This window comes from Methylobacterium sp., from assembly GCF_019745455.1.
GTDB lineage: Bacteria > Pseudomonadota > Alphaproteobacteria > Rhizobiales > Beijerinckiaceae > Methylobacterium.
In genome coordinates, this window is the sequence record NZ_JAIETD010000040.1 from 1 (window position 1) to 16,739 (window position 16,739).

Annotated in this window: 12 protein-coding genes and 1 pseudogene; 8 read left to right on the forward strand and 5 right to left on the reverse strand. The window is 68.3% G+C overall.

The window, feature by feature from the left end; genetic code table 11:
- The 6 genes and pseudogenes from K2Y56_RS08910 to K2Y56_RS08935 form a co-directional block, all read left to right on the forward strand.
- Positions 1–263: pseudogene (locus tag K2Y56_RS08910) on the forward strand (hypothetical protein); the annotation flags it as partial.
- A gap of 214 nt (positions 264–477) precedes the next feature.
- Positions 478–1,584, forward strand: coding sequence for a branched-chain amino acid ABC transporter substrate-binding protein (locus K2Y56_RS08915; RefSeq protein WP_292507019.1), 1,107 nt, complete (start codon positions 478–480; stop codon positions 1,582–1,584).
- A gap of 131 nt (positions 1,585–1,715) precedes the next feature.
- Entirely contained in the window at positions 1,716–2,807 is a 1,092-nt protein-coding gene (locus K2Y56_RS08920; RefSeq protein ID WP_292507020.1) for an ABC transporter substrate-binding protein, read from the forward strand.
- Positions 2,808–3,364: 557 nt separating this feature from the next.
- Positions 3,365–4,753 carry a deoxyribodipyrimidine photo-lyase gene (locus K2Y56_RS08925; RefSeq protein ID WP_292507021.1) on the forward strand — a complete coding sequence of 463 codons (1,389 nt, stop codon included), beginning with the start codon at positions 3,365–3,367 and terminating at the stop codon, positions 4,751–4,753.
- A 92-nt stretch (positions 4,754–4,845) separates the two neighbouring features.
- Positions 4,846–5,025 (forward strand): DUF1328 domain-containing protein, encoded by a 180-nt coding sequence (locus K2Y56_RS08930; RefSeq protein WP_292507022.1) that lies wholly within the window; start codon positions 4,846–4,848, stop codon positions 5,023–5,025.
- Positions 5,026–5,050: 25 nt separating this feature from the next.
- Positions 5,051–5,899, forward strand: a complete 849-nt coding sequence (locus tag K2Y56_RS08935) for an SDR family oxidoreductase (protein ID WP_292507131.1) — start codon at positions 5,051–5,053, stop codon at positions 5,897–5,899.
- A gap of 16 nt (positions 5,900–5,915) precedes the next feature.
- Here K2Y56_RS08935 and K2Y56_RS08940 read toward each other — a convergent pair whose 3' ends face one another.
- Both K2Y56_RS08940 and K2Y56_RS08945 read right to left on the reverse strand, forming a co-directional pair.
- On the reverse strand, positions 5,916–7,586 hold the full coding sequence (locus K2Y56_RS08940; protein WP_292507023.1) for a lysine--tRNA ligase: 1,671 nt from the start codon (positions 7,584–7,586) through the stop codon (positions 5,916–5,918).
- Between the two features lie 110 nt (positions 7,587–7,696).
- Positions 7,697–8,503: a transporter substrate-binding domain-containing protein gene (locus K2Y56_RS08945; RefSeq protein WP_292507132.1), complete on the reverse strand. Its 807-nt coding sequence runs from the start codon at positions 8,501–8,503 to the stop codon at positions 7,697–7,699.
- Between the two features lie 146 nt (positions 8,504–8,649).
- Here K2Y56_RS08945 and K2Y56_RS08950 point away from each other — a divergent pair, with 146 nt between their 5' ends.
- Positions 8,650–10,596, forward strand: a complete 1,947-nt coding sequence (locus K2Y56_RS08950) for a glycosyltransferase family 2 protein (RefSeq protein ID WP_292507024.1) — start codon at positions 8,650–8,652, stop codon at positions 10,594–10,596.
- Here K2Y56_RS08950 and K2Y56_RS08955 read toward each other — a convergent pair.
- Complete coding sequence (locus tag K2Y56_RS08955; protein WP_292507025.1) at positions 10,503–11,087, reverse strand: SCO family protein; 585 nt, start codon at positions 11,085–11,087, stop codon at positions 10,503–10,505. The two genes, K2Y56_RS08950 and K2Y56_RS08955, sit on opposite strands and share 94 nt — an antisense overlap.
- A 169-nt stretch (positions 11,088–11,256) precedes the next feature.
- Here K2Y56_RS08955 and K2Y56_RS08960 point away from each other — a divergent pair, with 169 nt between their 5' ends.
- Entirely contained in the window at positions 11,257–12,408 is a 1,152-nt protein-coding gene (locus K2Y56_RS08960) for an MFS transporter (RefSeq protein WP_292507026.1), read from the forward strand.
- Between the two features lie 3 nt (positions 12,409–12,411).
- Here K2Y56_RS08960 and cysG read toward each other — a convergent pair whose 3' ends face one another.
- Both cysG and K2Y56_RS08970 read right to left on the reverse strand, forming a co-directional pair.
- On the reverse strand, positions 12,412–13,899 hold the full coding sequence (cysG, locus tag K2Y56_RS08965) for a siroheme synthase CysG (RefSeq protein WP_292507027.1): 1,488 nt from the start codon (positions 13,897–13,899) through the stop codon (positions 12,412–12,414).
- A 111-nt stretch (positions 13,900–14,010) separates the two neighbouring features.
- Positions 14,011–16,686, reverse strand: coding sequence for a nitrate reductase (locus K2Y56_RS08970; RefSeq protein WP_292507028.1), 2,676 nt, complete (start codon positions 16,684–16,686; stop codon positions 14,011–14,013).
- Positions 16,687–16,739: the final 53 nt, after the last annotated feature.

A 16,739-nucleotide genomic window follows, 5' to 3' on the forward strand; every position in this document is an offset into this window, starting at 1 on the left:
TCGGTGGAGCCGAACACCGCCTTGGTGTCCTGGAAGAGCGGCTTCGTCAGGGACGGGAAGTCGACCGAGCGATGGTCGTCTACCGCATCAACATGCGCGACCCCAACAGCCTGTTCCTCACCCAGGCCTTCCGCATGCGGAACCGCGACCTCGTCTACGTCTCAAACGCTCCCTTCACCGAAGTCCAAAAAGTCCTCTCCGTGTTCTCGACGGTGACGGCACCGGTCTCGGCCGCGGCCTCGGTCTACTCCGTCTCTCGCTGAGCCGGTTCAGACCGGCGGCGCCGCCAATGTCATCGGCCGCGATGTCGTCGACCAGGACGTCGCGGGCTTTGTCTCTTGCGTTCTGGCATGCCATCCCTCAGGGGACCGGCGACCGAACGTGCCGCGCGGTCGGTCGCCATGAGCTCCTCTGGCATCTCAGGATGTCAGGCGGCGGATCGTGGGGCTTTCGGACAGGACGGTGATACGGGGCGACATGATCAGACGGGGAGCTCCTCTTCTCGCATTGGCAGGATTGCTCGCCGGTGTCCTATCCAGCGCGGCCAGGGCCGAGGTGGTGATCGGCGTCGCGGTGCCGCGCTCGGGCGCCTATGTCGGGGTCGGCGAACAGGTGCTGCGCGGGGTCGAGGCGGCGGCGCGCGATTTCAACGCCAAGGGCGGACTCGACGGGCAACCCATACGCCTCGATGTCCAGGACGACGCCTGCGACTCGAACAAGGCGGTGGCGGTGGCCAATCACTACGCCAACAGCGGCGTCCGGCTCGTGGTCGGTCACGTCTGCTCGAACGCATCGATCGCCGCCTCCGAAATCTATGCCGCCAACGGCACCACGATGATCACGGCGGCCTCGGTGTCGTCCCGCCTCACCGATCGGGGATTGCCGACCATCTTCCGCGTCTGCGGCCGTGACGACGACCAGGCCAAGCTCTCGGCGACGGTGTTGGCCGAGAGATTCCGGGATCGCAAGATCGCGATCCTGAGCGACCAGACGCCCGGTGCCCGCAACCTCGCGGCCGCCACCAAGGAGAACCTCAACCGCATCGGCACCAACGAGGCGATCAGCACGCAGTTCACGCCCAGCGACGGCGATGACGCGGCGCTCGCCGACCGTCTCAAGGAGGCAGGGATCGCGGTGGTCTATTACGGCGGCGATGCCCGCGAGATGGGCCGCCTCGTGCGGATCTCGGCCGAGCGCGGGTTCAAGCCGCAATGGTTCGGCACGTCCGCCATCGCCACCCAGGAATTCGCCACCTTCGCCGGCCCGGCCAGCAACGGCGCCCTGATGACATTCTACCTCGATCCGCGCCGCAAGCCCGAGGCGGCGCAGGTCGTCCAGGCCTTCAAGGCCGAGGGTACCGAGCCGGAAGGGTCGACCATCTACGGATATGCCGCACTCCAGGCCCTCGTCGCCGCCGGCAACTTCGCCCGCAGCGTGGATTCCCGGCGCATCGCCGCGACGCTGCATTCCGAGCGTTTCGACCTCGTCCTCGGACCCGTCGGCTTCGACGCGAAGGGCGACGTCACAGCGCAGGGCTACGTCCTCTACGTCTGGAAGGACGGCACCTTCACCTACGCCAACTGAGGGACTCACCGGACCCGCTTCAGGGGATCGAATCCGGCCCTGTTCCGTTCGTAATCGGCGCCTTAAGCGTGCAGGAGACCGATCTCCTCGCCACTTTCCGCCCCGACACGTCCCACGGAGTCAGGACAAGCATGACCCCATCGTTCCCGCGACGCGGAGTTCTCGGTGCCGGACTGGCAGGAGCCGCAGCCACCCTGGCGGCACCGGCCGTCGCCCAGCCTGCCCCCGAAATCCGCTGGCGCCTCAGCAGCGGATACCCCAAGGGGCTCGACATCCTGTTCGGTGCCGCTGAGGCCCTGACCCGCATCGTCTCCGAGGCTACCGACAGCCGATTTCAGATTCAGCTCCAGGGTCCGGGCGAGCCCATCGGTCCCGATGCCCTGATCGAGTCGGTGGCCTCGGGCGCCGTCGAGATGGGATACGGGCCGGCCACGCTCTCCAAGGACCCGGTCTTCGCCCTTGCCACTGCCCTGCCCTTCGGCCTCAACGCCCGCGGCCAGAACGCATGGTGGCTCCAAGGCGGGGCGGCCGACCTCTTCGGTGAGGTCTTCGCCAAGCAGGGACTGGTGGCCTTGCCCGCGGGCAATACCGGCGCGCAGATGGGCGGCTGGTTCCGGCGTGAGATCAAGGCGGTCGCGGACCTTCAGGGATTGAAGCTCAGGGTCGGCGGCCTTGGCGCGGGCGTCCTCTCCCGCCTCGGCGTTGTGCCGCAGGCCACGCCGGGTCCGGAGATCTACGGTGCCCTGGAGGCGAGGACGATCGACGCCGCCGAATGGATCGGTCCCTACGATGACGAGAAGCTCGGGCTGCAGAAGGTCGCCCCGATCTATCACTATCCCGGTTTCTGGGAGGGCGGATCGCTGCTCTTCGCCTGGATCAACGCCGAGCGCTGGAAGGCCTTGCCGAAAGCCTATCGCGCGATTCTGCAGGCGGCGGCCGCACAGATCCATGCCGATGTGCAGGCGAGATACGATGCGCGCAATCCCACCGCCCTGCGTCGGCTGGTGGCCGGCGGCGCGCAACTTCGCCCGTTTCCACAGGATGTGATGGAGGCGGCTCTCAAGAACGCCAACGAGTTCTACGTCGAGACCGCGGCGAAGAATGCCGACTTCAAACGTATCCACGACGCTCTCAAGACTTTCCGCAACGAGGAATATCTCTGGTTCCAGGTCGCGGAATACACCTACGACAACTTCATGATCCGCGCCCGCGCCAGAAGCTGAATACGCGCCGGGGGAAGAAAGAAAAAAGGCCGCTCCGAAGAGCGGCCCGAAGTCTAGGGAGGAAACGCCCAAGGAGGGCAGCAGGACCGCGACGCCATCGCGCTCCCGCATCGCACAATCTGATACAGCGCGTAAAAATTGCAAGGGATGTGGGGCAGGACGACTGACGCTTTTTTCGCAGACCAGCTCATTGCCGTCGTCATGTAACCAAAATGTCGCAGGCTCGCTTGAGCAATGTACACAGGACGAGCGGTTGTATTGACGGCAGCTGCCCGAGGTAACGATCGGTTATCATGATGATTTCGCCGGCGGTAGCTGATGCTGCCTGAGCGGCGCGCTACCTTGTTGGCGTTGAATCCGCGGGCTGCACTCCCGATCGCAATGCCTCCCGTCGCCAAGTTCGAGAAGCGCCCGACGAATCGCTGACCTCCTTTCATCGGGACGTTTGCCAGCCCGTGACCAAATCCCGCGCCGGCTGCCCATGGCGATCCGGTATGGGTTCGGTCAGACCCGCCATCGCGCATCGCCGCATGCGGTGTCGCGAGCGAGAATCCTCGATGACGATCCCGGCCCAGCGCATCCGCCTCCTTGCCGACCACCCTCCTCGGCCGAAGGGCGAATACGTCCTCTACCTGATGCAGCAATCCCAGCGCGCGGGCTTCAACCCCGCTTTGGAATTCGCCGTCGAGGAAGGCAATCGGCTCGGGTGCCCGGTGGTGGTCGCCTTCGGACTCCTGGATGGTGCCAGCGGCTTTCCCGAGGCGAACGCCCGGCACTACGCGTTCATGCTTCAGGGTCTGAGCGACGCCAAGGAGGCAGTTGAGGAACGCGGCATCGCCTTCGTGGTCCGCAAGGCCTCTCCCGCCGACCTTGCTCGGGCCCTGTCCGAACGGGCCACCCTCCTCGTCCTCGACCGAGGCTATCTCGCGATCCAGAAACGCTGGTACGACGAGATCGCGGTGATCGAGGGTTTGCGCATCCTGCAGGTCGAGGGCGACGTCGTGGTTCCGGTGGAGACCGCATCGAACAAGCATGAATTCGCTGCCCGCACGCTCCGGCCGAAGATCCAGCGGCTGATGGACGATTACATCGCTCCGCTGGAAGCCCGGGCGGTGACGCATCTGGCCGGCGATCTCGGGCTTTGGAGCGAGGTCGACCTTAGCAACCCGGCCTCGGTTCTCGCGGGTTTGAGCCTCGACCGGTCGGTCGCGCCGGTAAAGCGGTTCAAGGGGGGGCGGGTCGAGGCCTTGAGGCGCCTCGAGGCTTATCTCGCCGGCCCCTTCGGCCGCTACGGCACCGAGCGCAACCGGCCGGAGGCGGGGGCCGCCTCGCACATGAGTCCCTATCTGCATTTCGGGCAGGTCTCGCCCGTCGAAATCGCCCTCGCGGTGAGGACGGCCCAGGCCGGTGGCCCCGAGGACAAGGCGTCGTATCTCGAGGAACTCGTCGTCCGGCGCGAATTGGCGATGAACCATGTCCACTTCACGCCTCGCTACGACAGCTACGAGGGTGCCCTCCCCGACTGGGCGAAGGCGGCGCTTGCCGAGCATGCCGGCGATCCGCGTCCCTACGATTACAGTGAGGAGGACCTCGCCGAGGGTCGCACGCACGACATCTACTGGAACGCGGCACAGGCCGAGATGAGGGTGACGGGCTACATGCACAACCACCTGCGCATGTACTGGGGCAAGAAGATCCTCGAATGGTCGCCGAGCCCCGAGGAGGGTTTCGCCCGGACGCTGAGGCTCAACAACCGCTACTTCCTCGACGGGCGCGACCCGAACTCCTTCACCAACGTCGCCTGGGTCTACGGCCTCCACGACCGTCCCTGGGCCAGGCGCAAGGTGTTCGGAACCATCCGATACCAGAGCGAGAACTCGCTAAAGAAAATCGACGCCAAGGCCTATCTGGCCGAGGTCGGGCGGCTCTGCCGGGCGGAGGGCTGACGGCACTCAAGGGCCGCGGCGAATTACAAGCTTGGCGGAACGCTTTCCCGGCGGGGTTGTTGTCGCTCGTTCGCATCTTCGGAACCCGATCCATGACCTTGCTGAAATGGGCCCTCATCTGCTTCGTGGTTTCGCTGATCGCCGGCGGACTCGGCTTTACCGGGATCGCGTCGGGCGCGGGCTCGCTCGCCCGCATCCTGTTCGGGCTGTTCCTGCTCCTCGCCATCGTCATCGTCGTGATCGCCTTCGCGATCGGCCAGGCGATCTTTTGAGCCGATGAGCGGCGCGGCTACGTCGATGGGAGGAATGACGTGTCTCGTCACCGGTGCCACCTCGGGCATCGGCTACGAGACGGCGCTCGGCCTCGCGCGCGCCGGTGCCAGGGTCGGGATCGTCGGACGAGATCCCCGGAAGGTCTTGGCTTCCGCGGCCTCGATCCGCGAGGCCGTTCCCGGCGCAGGCATCGACGATTTCGTGGCGGACCTGTCGTCGCAAGCCGAGACGAGGCGCCTGATCGACGAGGTCCGCGCCGCCTACGATCGCCTCGACGTCCTCGTGAACAATGCCGGCGCGATCTTCGACCGTCACCAGACTACGGTGGACGGCATCGAGCGGACATGGGCCCTCGACCACCTCGCCTACATGCAGGTGACCCTCGGCCTCCTCGATCTCCTCAAGGCGAGCGCTCCGGCCCGGGTCGTCAACGTCGCCTCTAGGGTGCATATGAACGGCGCCATCGATCTCGACGACATCGATTTGACCCGGTCCTACTCGCCGTTGAAGGCCTATTCCCAAGCCAAGCTCGGCAACGTGGTTTTTACCGCCGCTCTCGCGCGGCGCCTGGCCGGGAGCGGAGTCACCGCCAATTCGCTCCATCCCGGGGTGGTCGCCACCGGTTTTGCCGGGGATACCGGAGGCTGGTTCGGCTTCGGCTGGAAGCTGATTCGCCCCTTCCTTATCGCGCCCTCCGACGGCGCGGCGACGTCGCTGCACCTCGCGACCTCCCCGCAGGTCGACGGCATCTCCGGCCGCTACTTCGCCAAATGCCGTCCGGTCCAGCCCTCGGCAGCGGCCCGCGACGAGGCGCTGCAGGAGAAGGTCTGGGCGCTCAGTCTGCGTCAGCTCGGGCTCGCGGACGCGGCGTGATGCACTGGTCTCGCTGCTACCCGGCCAACTCGGCCACGAAAGCCCCCGACAGCGCCTGAGCGATCAGCGCCCGTGTCTCGGCGACTCCGTAGAGCGCGACGAAGGAGCCGAAGCGCGGCCCGCGCGCCTCGCCGAACAGCACGTTGTAGATCGTAGTGAACCAAGCCTGCGACACGCCGGGCCGCCCGTCCGGGCTCTTCGCCTTGCCCGACAGGTCGGGAAAATGACGGCGGCCGACTTCGTAGACGATGGCCTGCAGCCCCTCCGGATCGGTCGAGCCCTCGTGTCCCGCCAGGGTCTCAGAAAGGTCGGCCAGGGCCGCCCTCTCCTCATCCGTGGGCGCGCGATAGGTCTTGGCCGGCCGCACGAGGTCGCGAAAATAGGCGAGGGCATGGCCGACCAGCCGGTCGAGCACCGGATGGGTCGAAGGACCGACCTCGGGATCGTAGCGGCGGATGAAGCCCCACAGCACGGCCGGGTCCTCGGTATTCGCCACTGCCGCGAGGTTGAGGAGCATCGCGAAGGTCAGCGCACCTCCCTTGCCCACCGCCTCGGCCGCGGGCGGATGGCCGGCATGAAGGTGGAAGACCGGATTGCCGAGCTTCTGCGCCGGTTCCTGGCCCGGATACTTCTCGAGGAAGCTCAGGTAGTCGTCGACCTGCCGCGGGATCATCTCGACGAACAAGCGCTTGGCCTCGCGCGGCTTGTTGTACATGAACAGGGCGAGGCTGTCGGCGGTGCCGTAGACGAGCCAGTCGTCGATCGAGAGGCCGTTGCCCTTCGACTTCGAGATCTTCCGGCCCTCCTTGTCGAGGAAGAGCTCGTAGTTGAAGCCCTCCGGCGGCTCGCCGCCGAGGGCGTGGGCGATCTCGCCCGAGAGCTTCACGGAATCGATAAGATCCTTGCCGGCCATCTCGTAATCGACGCCGAGCGCCACCCAGCGCATCGCCCAGTCGGGCTTCCATTGCAGCTTGGCATGGCCGCCTGTTACCGGCGTCTCGTAGCCCTCGCCCGTCTTCGGGTCGCGCCAGACCAGTGTGCCCTTCGACGGCCTGACCTCGTCGATGGTCACCTGCATCACCTCGCCGGTGGCCGGGTGGAGCGGCAGGAACGGCGAGTAGCTCGCCGAGCGCTCGGCGCGGAGCGAGGGCAGCATGATCGCCATCACCGCCTCATAGCGGTCGAGCACGGTCATCAGCGCATCGTCGAACAGGCCCGAGCGGTAGCAATCGGTTGCCGAGCGGAACTCGTATTCGAACCCGAAGGCGTCGAGGAAGCGGCGAAGCTCCGCATTGTTGTGCGCGCCGAAACTGTCATGGGTGCCGAAGGGGTCGGGCACCTTCGTCAGAGGCTGGTTCAGCGCGCCGATCAGCATCTCCTTGTTCGGGACGTTGTCCGGCACCTTCCTGAGGCCGTCCATGTCGTCCGAGAAAGCGATGAGCCGTGTCGGCACGCTGTCGTTGGTGAGGACGCGGAAGGCGTGGCGCACCATCGAGGTGCGTGCGACCTCGCCGAAGGTGCCGATATGCGGCAGCCCAGAGGGGCCGTAGCCGGTCTCGAACAGAACCTCGTCCTTGGGCTTGCGCTCAAGCCGCGCCACCAGTTTGCGCGCCTCCTCGAACGGCCAGGCGGTGGCCTTGGCGGCGGCCGCGATGAGGTCTGGGTCGAGAGCAAGGGGGGACGGCATGATCTTTAGGAACGCAAGTCTGTCGAGTGTCTTGGAGGACCGGCACCGTACGGAGGGGGGCGGTGCCGGTCAACGCGAAGCGGGACGGCTCTGAATTTTGCTCCGTCTTCTCAGAACGGGCTCACCGGAAAGAACCGCAGGTACAGCTCGGTGTATTTTCCCTCGTCCCAGATACGCTGGAGCGCGTCGTCCAGCGCCCGCGAGAGGGCGGCATCCTCGGGGCGGGTGACGAAGCCGATACCCTCGCCGAAATAGCGGTTCTCGAGATAGTCGCCGCCGATCAGCGCGCAGCAGCCCTCGGATTCGGTGCCGCCGACCCAGAGGGCGAGGTTGAGCCCGTCGGCGAAGACGTAGTCGGTCTCGCCGCGCTTCAGCGCTCCCTCGGCGGCCGCGAGGTCGGTAAACTCGCGTCCCAGCGCTTTGGGGAAGAACGCCTTCAGATACGCCGCGTGGGCGCTTCCGGTGATAACGCCCACAGCCTTCCCGGCCAAGGCCTCGGCCGAGGGCGGCGGCAGGCCTTTTTCCGTGCGCGCGACGAAACGCGCCGGCCAACGAAAATAGGGCCGGGTCGCGAGGAACCGGCTCCGCAGGGTCGCCGTGAGCGGGATCGCCGCCGCGACGACGTCGCCCTGCCGCTCGGCCAGGGCGTCGAGCAGGGTGTCGAAGCGGCGGGCCTGAACCGTGCAGGTGATCGACAGGCGCTCGCAGACGAGGCGGGCCAGCTCCACCGAGAAGCCGGTCGGCGTGCCGTCCGGCCCGGCGAAGTGCAGGGGCGGGAATTCGTCGTCGGTCAGGAAGCGGACCGCCCGTCCGGTCTGAGGCGCCTCCACACGCTCCCCGCGGCTGCGAGGATTCCAGAAGTTCGGAATCGTAACCCCCTGCCCCGGCTGCGCGAGGCTGGGTTCGACCAAGATCATCAGGGCGAGCGCGACGAAAACTGCGCGCAACCCATGCGAGCATATTGACGAATCGGTTGCAGTGATGGCGCGCTGCTGAGGTATGGTGGTGGTTTGGCTCACGCCATTCCCCTAGCACGATCCGCGGCCGCTGGGAGCCGGAGCCGTTGTCGATCCTCGGACTTAGATGGTCGCCGAGCGAGGCCCGTGCGCTCCCTTTGGAGATCGGCTTCCTTGTGGCGCATGGCTTTGCCGCCGCGACCCTGGAAAGGGCCGCCGCACTGGCCGAGGCCAGTGGCACCGACGCTGCGACGGCGCTGATGATGATGGGCCTCGTCGGCGAAGCCAGCTATTACCGGGCACTGGCCCGCGCCCTCGATGCGCCGTTCCTCGAGGCGGCGCTGCCGCTCGGAGCCGGCACGCGATATCCCGAGAGCCTCGTCGCCGGGTTCGCGCCGCTGGCGCCGGGCGCCTGCGCGGCCTTCGTCTTCGCCCCTCGCGGCGGCGCCATCCGGGAACTACTCGCCGGCCGCAACCCGAACGGCCGGATGCCGGCGATCACAACGCCGACCGCTCTACGCCTGGCTGTCTTCGCCGAACATCCAACGGGTATCGCCGCCCATGCGGCCGACGAGCTTATGGTTCGCCGGCCGGACTGGGCCCTGAAGACCCGTCCTGGTTCCCCGGTTTTCGCTTGCGCAGGATTGAGGGTCTGGGCCGCCGTGATCGGCTATGCCAGCCTCCCGGCTTCGCTCCTCACGGCCCTCTGGACGACGCTACAGTTCGGGATCCTCGCCCTCGTGACGTTTCGGGTGGCGGCCGTATCGGTCGATCCGGCGAGCCCGCGGGCGGATCGGGACCTGCCGGATGGCGACCTGCCCATCTACACGGTCCTCGTCGCCCTCCACCGCGAGGCCGCGGTCGTGCCTCGACTGGTCGGGGCGTTGAGCCGGCTCGACTACCCGGCCGCCAAGCTCGACATCAAGTTCCTGATCGAGGCGCATGACGTCGAGACCGCCGCCGCCCTCGCCGTCATTCCGATGCCCGCGCGGTTCGAGACTGTCGTCGTGCCGGAAGGCCTGCCCCGCACGAAGCCGCGGGCGCTCAACGCGGCCCTTCCCCTCGCCCGCGGCGAGCACCTGGTCGTCTACGATGCCGAGGACGTCCCCGATCCCCGGCAGTTGCGCGACGCGGCCGCCATGTTCTCGCGGTCCTCCTCAACCACCGCCTGCCTGCAGGGCCGGCTCGTCATCGACAACGCTCGCGACTCCTTGCTGACGCGCTTCTTCGCCCTCGAATATGCAGCCCTCTTCGATGTGCTCGGGCCGGCTTTGGCCGCCTGGAGGCTGCCGACGCCGCTGGGCGGAACCTCCACCCATTTCCGCACCGCGACCTTGCGCGCGGTCCACGGGTGGGATGCCTGGAACGTCACCGAGGATTGCGACCTCGGCATCCGCCTGGCGCGGGCCGGCTACCATGTCGGCGATTTGCCCAGCGACACGATCGAAGAGGTTCCTGCCCGCCTCGGCGCCTGGCTTGGCCAGCGAACCCGCTGGATGAAGGGTTTCCTTCAGACCAGTCTCACCCACGGCCGGCATCCGATGAAGACCTTTCGCGACCTCGGAATGCTGGGCAGCCTCTGCACGCTTGCCCTGGTACCCGGCACGGTCCTCTCCGCCCTCGCCTATCCGTTCCTGATGCTCCCGGCTCTGGTCGCGCTCTGGCCGAGCCGCCTTGAATCGGCGGGCGGGTTCTGGTCCAACTTGCCGACCGGGACGGCTGTGGTCGTTCTCCTGTCGGGCCTGCTCGCCATGCTTCTTCCCGCCACCCTCGGCGCGATGCGAAGGGGCTGGTGGGACCTCCTGCCCTTCGTGCCGTTGCTGCCCGCCTACTTTTTGCTCATGAGCCTTGCCGCCTGGCTTGGCCTGATCGAACTCGTGACCGCTCCCGACCGCTGGAACAAGACCGAGCACGGCCTCTCGCGAACCTCGCGCAGCGGGGCACTCGGACCGGTCGGGCCTCAAAGGAACTTGGCGAGTTCGGCCGCGCTCTGCTCCGGCGGCCGCGTCAGGTTGAGGGCAGTCACGAAGCGGTTCTTCGCATCCATGATGTAGACCAAAGCCGTGTGGTCCATGGTATAGTCGTCGCCCTTGGTCGGCACCTTGCGGACATAGGCTCGGTAAGCCTTCACCGCCGCGTTCACCTCCTCGGGCGTTCCGGTCAGCCCGACGATGCGCGGGTCGAAGCTCGCGAGATAGGCTTTGAGCGCCTCCGGCGTGTCGCGCTCGGGGTCGACGGCGATGAACAGCGCCTTGGTGTCCCGGCCCTTGTTCCCGAGAGCCTTCAGCACGTCGCCGATCTGCTGAAGGGTCGTCGGGCAGATATCGGGGCAATGGGTGAAGCCGAAGAAGACGAGGTGGGCGGATCCGGTGAAATCGCGTTCGGTGACGCGCTTGCCGTCCTGCGTGGTTAGCGTGAACGGCCCGCCGACGCTGCTCGTCGCGGTCTGCTGTGCACCGGGCACGAGGATGAGTACGGCGGCGGCGACGAGGCCGACGAGGCCGAGCGCGAAGGCGATGAGGGGAAGCGCGCGGCGCAGGGACATCTCTCTCGATCCTAACCCCGAGCCCCGAGGGCCCGTATCGTGCGGGGCCAGACCATATGGCGGCCGTATCGGCAATCCGGCAAACCGTCGCCCACGATCCTATCACCCGGGAACGATACTCGGGACGCGGTCACAGGGATGCCGTAGCGATCCCCTAGACCTCTGATCCATGCCTGCCTTGTCCACCCTCGCGGCGGCGCCCGCCATCGGCCGTGCCGAGATCCTCTCGACGCGCCTCCTCTTCCTCATCGTCGGCTTCGGCGTCGCCGCCTGGGCGCCGCTGGTGCCGTTCGTGAAGGCAAGGGCCGGCCTCGACGACGGCGGGCTCGGCCTCCTTCTTCTGTGCCTCGGTGTCGGCTCGATCGCGGCGATGCCGGTGGCCGGCGTCCTGATCGCGCGGTTGGGATCCCGCCTGGTCCTCCTCACCGCCGTCGCCGCGATCGTCGTCACGCTCCCGATCCTTTCGCTCGCCTCGGACGTGGTGCTGCTCGCCGCCTCCCTGCTCCTGTTCGGGGCCGGGATGGGCGGTCTCGATTGCCTGATGAACCTTCAGGCGGTGGCGGTGGAGCGCTTCTCGGGGCGGCCGATGATGTCGGGCTTCCATGGGCTCTACAGCCTCGGCTGCATCGTCGGCGCCGCCGGCTTCAGCGCGATGCTGAGCCTCGGGGCCTCGCCCTCGACGGCGGCTGTCGCGGTGGTCGCCTGCATCCTTGCCGCCTTGGCCGCCGCCCTGCCCGGCCTCCTTCCCGGCGAAAGGCGCGGCGGCCCCGCCTTCGCGATCCCGCGCGGCCGCGTGCTCGTCCTCGGCCTCCTCTGCTTCGCCGTGTTCCTGACCGAGGGGGCCGCCCTCGACTGGAGCGCGGTGTTCCTGATCCAGGAGCGGGGCCTCGGCGCCTCCCAGGCCGGCCTCGGCTATGCCGCCTTCTCGCTGACCATGACGGTCGGCCGGCTGACGGGCGATGCCATCGTGCGCGAGGTCGGCCGAACCCGCATCGTGGCTCTGGGCGGCCTCATCGCCGCCGCCGGCCTCGTGATCGCGACCCTGGTGCCCTCCTGGCAGGCAACGCTTCTCGGCTACGCGCTGGTCGGGGCAGGCTGCGCGAACATCGTGCCGGTGTTGTTCACGGCGGTCGGGCGCCAGCGGGTCATGCCGGAGCGGCTCGCGATCCCGGCCGTCACCACGCTCGGCTATGCCGGCGTACTCGCGGGGCCGGCGGCGATCGGCTTTGTCGCCCATGCCACCAGCCTGTCGACGGCGCTCCTGATGGTCGCCGCCCTGCTCCTGGGCGTGGCAGCGAGCGCCCGGATGGTTCGGTCCTGAGGCTCAGACCGCGACCTGCCCGAGCTCGCTCGTCTCGGCCGTCGCCTCGGCCTGGCCACGGCTCAGCGCTTCGCCGACCATCAGCAGGGCCGGCCCCTCGAGCCCGGACGCCTCGACCCTGTCGGCGAGGTCTGCGGCCGTGCCGCTGACCACGGCCTGGTCGGGGCGCGTCGCCTTGAAAACGAGGAGCGCGGTCGTCGTCGGCGCCAGCCCTTCGGCCACGGCGCGCTCCAGGAGAACCCGCAGGGTCTTCTTCGGCATGTAGACCACGGTGGTGACGCTCGGATCGGCGAACGCCCCCCAGTTCAGGTCCTCCGGCAGGGCGCCGCGGCGGTCGTGGCCGGTGACGAATTGCAGGCGACGCGCCGCGTCGCGATTGGTCAGCGAGACGGTCAGGGAAGCCGCCGCCCCTTGAGCCGCCGAGATGCCCGGCACGACGCTGACCGGAATGCCGGCTTGGTGGCAAGCGTCGATCTCCTCGCCGGCCCGCCCGAAGACGAGCGGATCGCCGGATTTGAGCCGCACCACCTGCTTGCCGGATCTGGCCAGCGACACCATCAGCGCGTTGATGTCGTCCTGGCGGCAGGACGGGCCGTGGCCGGTCTTGCCGACCAGCATGGTCCGCGCCTCGCGGCGGGCGTAATCGAGGATCTCCGGCGCCACGAGGTCGTCGTAGAGGATGACGTCGGCATTGCGTAGTGCCCTCAGCGCCTTGAGGGTGAGGAGCTCGGCGTCGCCCGGCCCGGCGCCGACGAGCGTCACCGCGCCGCCCTTGGGTGCGGCCTCGGTCTGGCCGAGCAACTCGGCGAGATCGGTCTCGGTCGGTGTCCGGTCGGGCTCCGCGAAGGCGCGATCTGTGAAGCGTTCCCAGAAGGCGCGGCGGTCGGAGAAGGCGTGGAACCGGCCCGTCACCTCCTCGCGCCAGTCGCGGGCGGCGCCGATCCAGGCCTTGAACCCGCGCGGCAGCATGCCCTCGATCCTGGCCCGCACGGTCTGCCCGAAGACCGGAGCGGCACCCTCCGTCGAGATGCCGACCACCATCGGCGAGCGGTTGACGATGGCGCCGAACTTCACGTCGCAGAGATGCGGCCTATCGACGGCGTTGACGATGGCGCCGGCCCTGCGCGCGGCGGCGACGAACTCGATGCAATCGGTCTCGTCCTCCATCGCGCCGATGCAGAAGGCGGCGCCCTTCAGGTCGGCCGGATGCCATTGGCGCTCGTGCAGGGTGACGCTACCGGCGACGATCTCGCCGGGCACGGCACGCAGCTCCTCGCTCGGCTCCGGGGCGTAGACGTCCACATCGGCGCCGGCGGCGGCCAGGAGCTTCACCTTCCAGGGTGCGCCGCCATTGGAGCCCGCGAGCACCGCGCGCTTGCCCTGGAGAGGCACGAAGACCGGCAGGACGGCGAGCGGCTCGAGCCCGGCGACCTCGGCGGTGCGGCCGGTCCCGGCGGCGCGGGTTTCTCGGGGCTGACGGGGTGTACTCATGGCAACGCTCTGGTGTTCAACCCTCTCGCGTCATCCCGGTCTTGCTTCGCGGCAACAGAATGACGGAGGGTCGTCCTTGAAGAACGGATCTCGTTCTTCCGCAAACTGGCCCTAGGCCGCGTCGCGCGCAAGCGCGGCGGGGAGCAGCTTGCGGATCTCCGGGATGCACGAGCCGCAATTCGTGCCCGCCTTGCAGGCCGCGCCCACCGCCTCGACGCTCCCCGCCCCGGCGGCGACCGTCGCCGTGATGATGTCGAGACCGACGCCGTGGCAGGCGCAGACCGTCGGCCCGGCCGAGGCTGTCTCGGCCCTGCCTGAGAGGAGTGCGCGGCGGGCGCTCGCCTCCAGCTCCGGCAGAGCGAAATAGGCCTTCTCGGCCTCCCCGTTCGGCCGAACGGCGCTCGGAGCGAGTGCCAGACAGGCGACGAGGCGGCCCTGGTCGTAAACGGCGCACCGATAATGGCCGCGGCCATGGTCGGCATATTCGGCGAGATCGAGCCCCTGGAACAGGCCGCGCATCATCAGCGCCACTTCGCGCGAACTCTCCTGCGTGGCGAATTGAAGGCCCGAGCCGCCCTGGACCGTCGCCCTGGCCCACCACCAGCCCTCGGGCAAGTTGAGCGCATCGCGGGTCAGGATGAAGCCGCGATTGCGGTAGGGCACGGGGGCGATCGAGGCCGGCGTCGCCTTGAGTTCGGGCTGGCCCGACACGGGGTCCGGCACGCCGCGGACCAGGGCGCCAACGCGGGCATCCGAGGCGGTGGCGTCGCTCCAGTGGAAGGCGGCGAAGAGGGAGCCGGGGCGGATGCCCTCGGTGACCATGGCTTCGAGGATCGCCCTTCCATGGGCGGTCGTGACCTGGGCAAGATCGCCATGCGCGACGCCCATCGCCGACGCGTCGTCCGGATGGATCTCGACGAAGGGGACGGCGCGGTGTGCCGAGAGCCGCTGGCTTTTTCCCGTCCGCGTCATGGTGTGCCAGTGGTCGCGCACACGCCCGGTATTGAGGATGAAGGGCTGCTCGGCGGATGTCGCCAGGGCCAGGGCCGGCGGCGCCACGGCGACGAAGCGGGCGCGCCGGTCCGGCGTGAAGAAGCGGCCGTCGGCGAAGAGGCGGGCGTCCCCGACGGCGCTCTCGCGCATCGGCCATTGCAGCGGCCGCGTCACCGCGTAGGCGCCGTCGCTGATCGCGCTGATGCCGGTGAGGTCGAAATCGCGGCTGCCGTTATTCTCGAAGCCCGAGAGGGAGGCGTGCTCGCGAAACACGGCAGCAGGCCCGTCGAAGGCGAAGGCATGCCCATGCCCGAGCCTGCGTCCGACCTCGCTCAGGACCGCCCAATCCGCCCGCGCTTCGCCCGGAGCTTTCAGGAAGGCGCGCTGGCGCGAGATCCGGCGCTCGGAATTCGTCACCGTGCCGTCCTTCTCACCCCAGGCCAGGGCCGGGAGCAGGACGGTGGTCCGGCCCGTGGCCCTGACGGTGTCGCTGTCGTCGACCGCCTCCGAGACGACATAGAGGTCGAGCTTGGCGATGGCCGATTTCACGCGGTCGGCCCGCGGCATCGAGACGACGGGGTTGGTGCCCATCACCCAGAGCGCCTTGATCGTCCCGGCCTCGATCGCCTCGAACAGGGCGACGGCCTTCCTGCCCTCCCCCGTCACGATGGAGGGCGCGTCCCAGAACCGGCGGACGCGGTCGACCTCTGGGGGAGAGAAATTCATGTGGGCGGCGAGCATGTTGGCGAGCCCGCCGACCTCACGCCCGCCCATGGCGTTGGGCTGGCCCGTGAGAGAGAACGGCCCGGCGCCCGGCTTGCCGATCCGCCCGGTGGCAAGGTGGCAGTTGATGATCGCATTGCCCTTGTCGGTGCCCTGCGCCGACTGGTTGACCCCTTGCGAGAAGGCCGTGACCACCCGCCCGGTCCGGGCGAACAGGTCGAAGAATTCGGCCACATCCGCGGGCGCGAGGCCGGTCGCCTCGGCGGTCGCGGCGATGCTGGGCGCGATGGCGCGGGCGCGCTCCAGTGCTGTCCCGAAGTCGGCCGTGTGTTCGGCGATGAAGTTCCCGTCGAGGGTGCCGGTCTCGGCGAGATGGACGAGGAGGCCTGAGAACAGGGCCGCGTCGGTGCCGGGCTTCAACCCGAGGAAGAGGTCGGCCTCCTCCCCGGTCTGGGTGCGACGGGGATCGACGACGACGAGCTTCGTGCCGCGCTTGCTCCGCGCATCGACCATGCGGCGGAACAGGATCGGGTGGCACCAGGCGGTATTGGAGCCGACGAGCACCATGACGTCGGCCTCGTCGAGGTCCTCATAGCAGCCCGGCACCGTGTCCGAGCCGAAGGCGCGCTTGTGCGCGGCGACCGCGCTCGACATGCAGAGGCGGGAATTGGTGTCGACGTTGGGCGTGCCGATGAAGCCTTTGGCGAGTTTGTTGGCGACGTAATAATCCTCCGTCAGCAACTGGCCCGAGAGGTAGAAGGCAACCGCCTCGGGGCCGTGTTCCCTGACGACCCTGGCGAAGCCCTGCGCCACCGTATCGAGCGCCAGGTCCCAGCTCGCCCGCGCGCCGTCCACCTCCGGATGCAGCAGACGTCCGTCGAGGGACAGCGTCTCGCCGAGGGCGGATCCCTTGGAGCAGAGTCGGCCGAAATTGGCCGGATGCGTAGGGTCGCCCGCGATCTCTGCACCACCCTGCCCGTCAGGCGACGCGAGCACGCCGCAGCCGACGCCGCAATACGGGCAGGTGGTCTTCACGGTGACCGGCGTCGGGTCCGGGACGTGCGCGTCCATGGCGTGATCCTCGGGTTCTTTCTGATCCCTCCCCCGAAGAGGGGGGAGGGTCA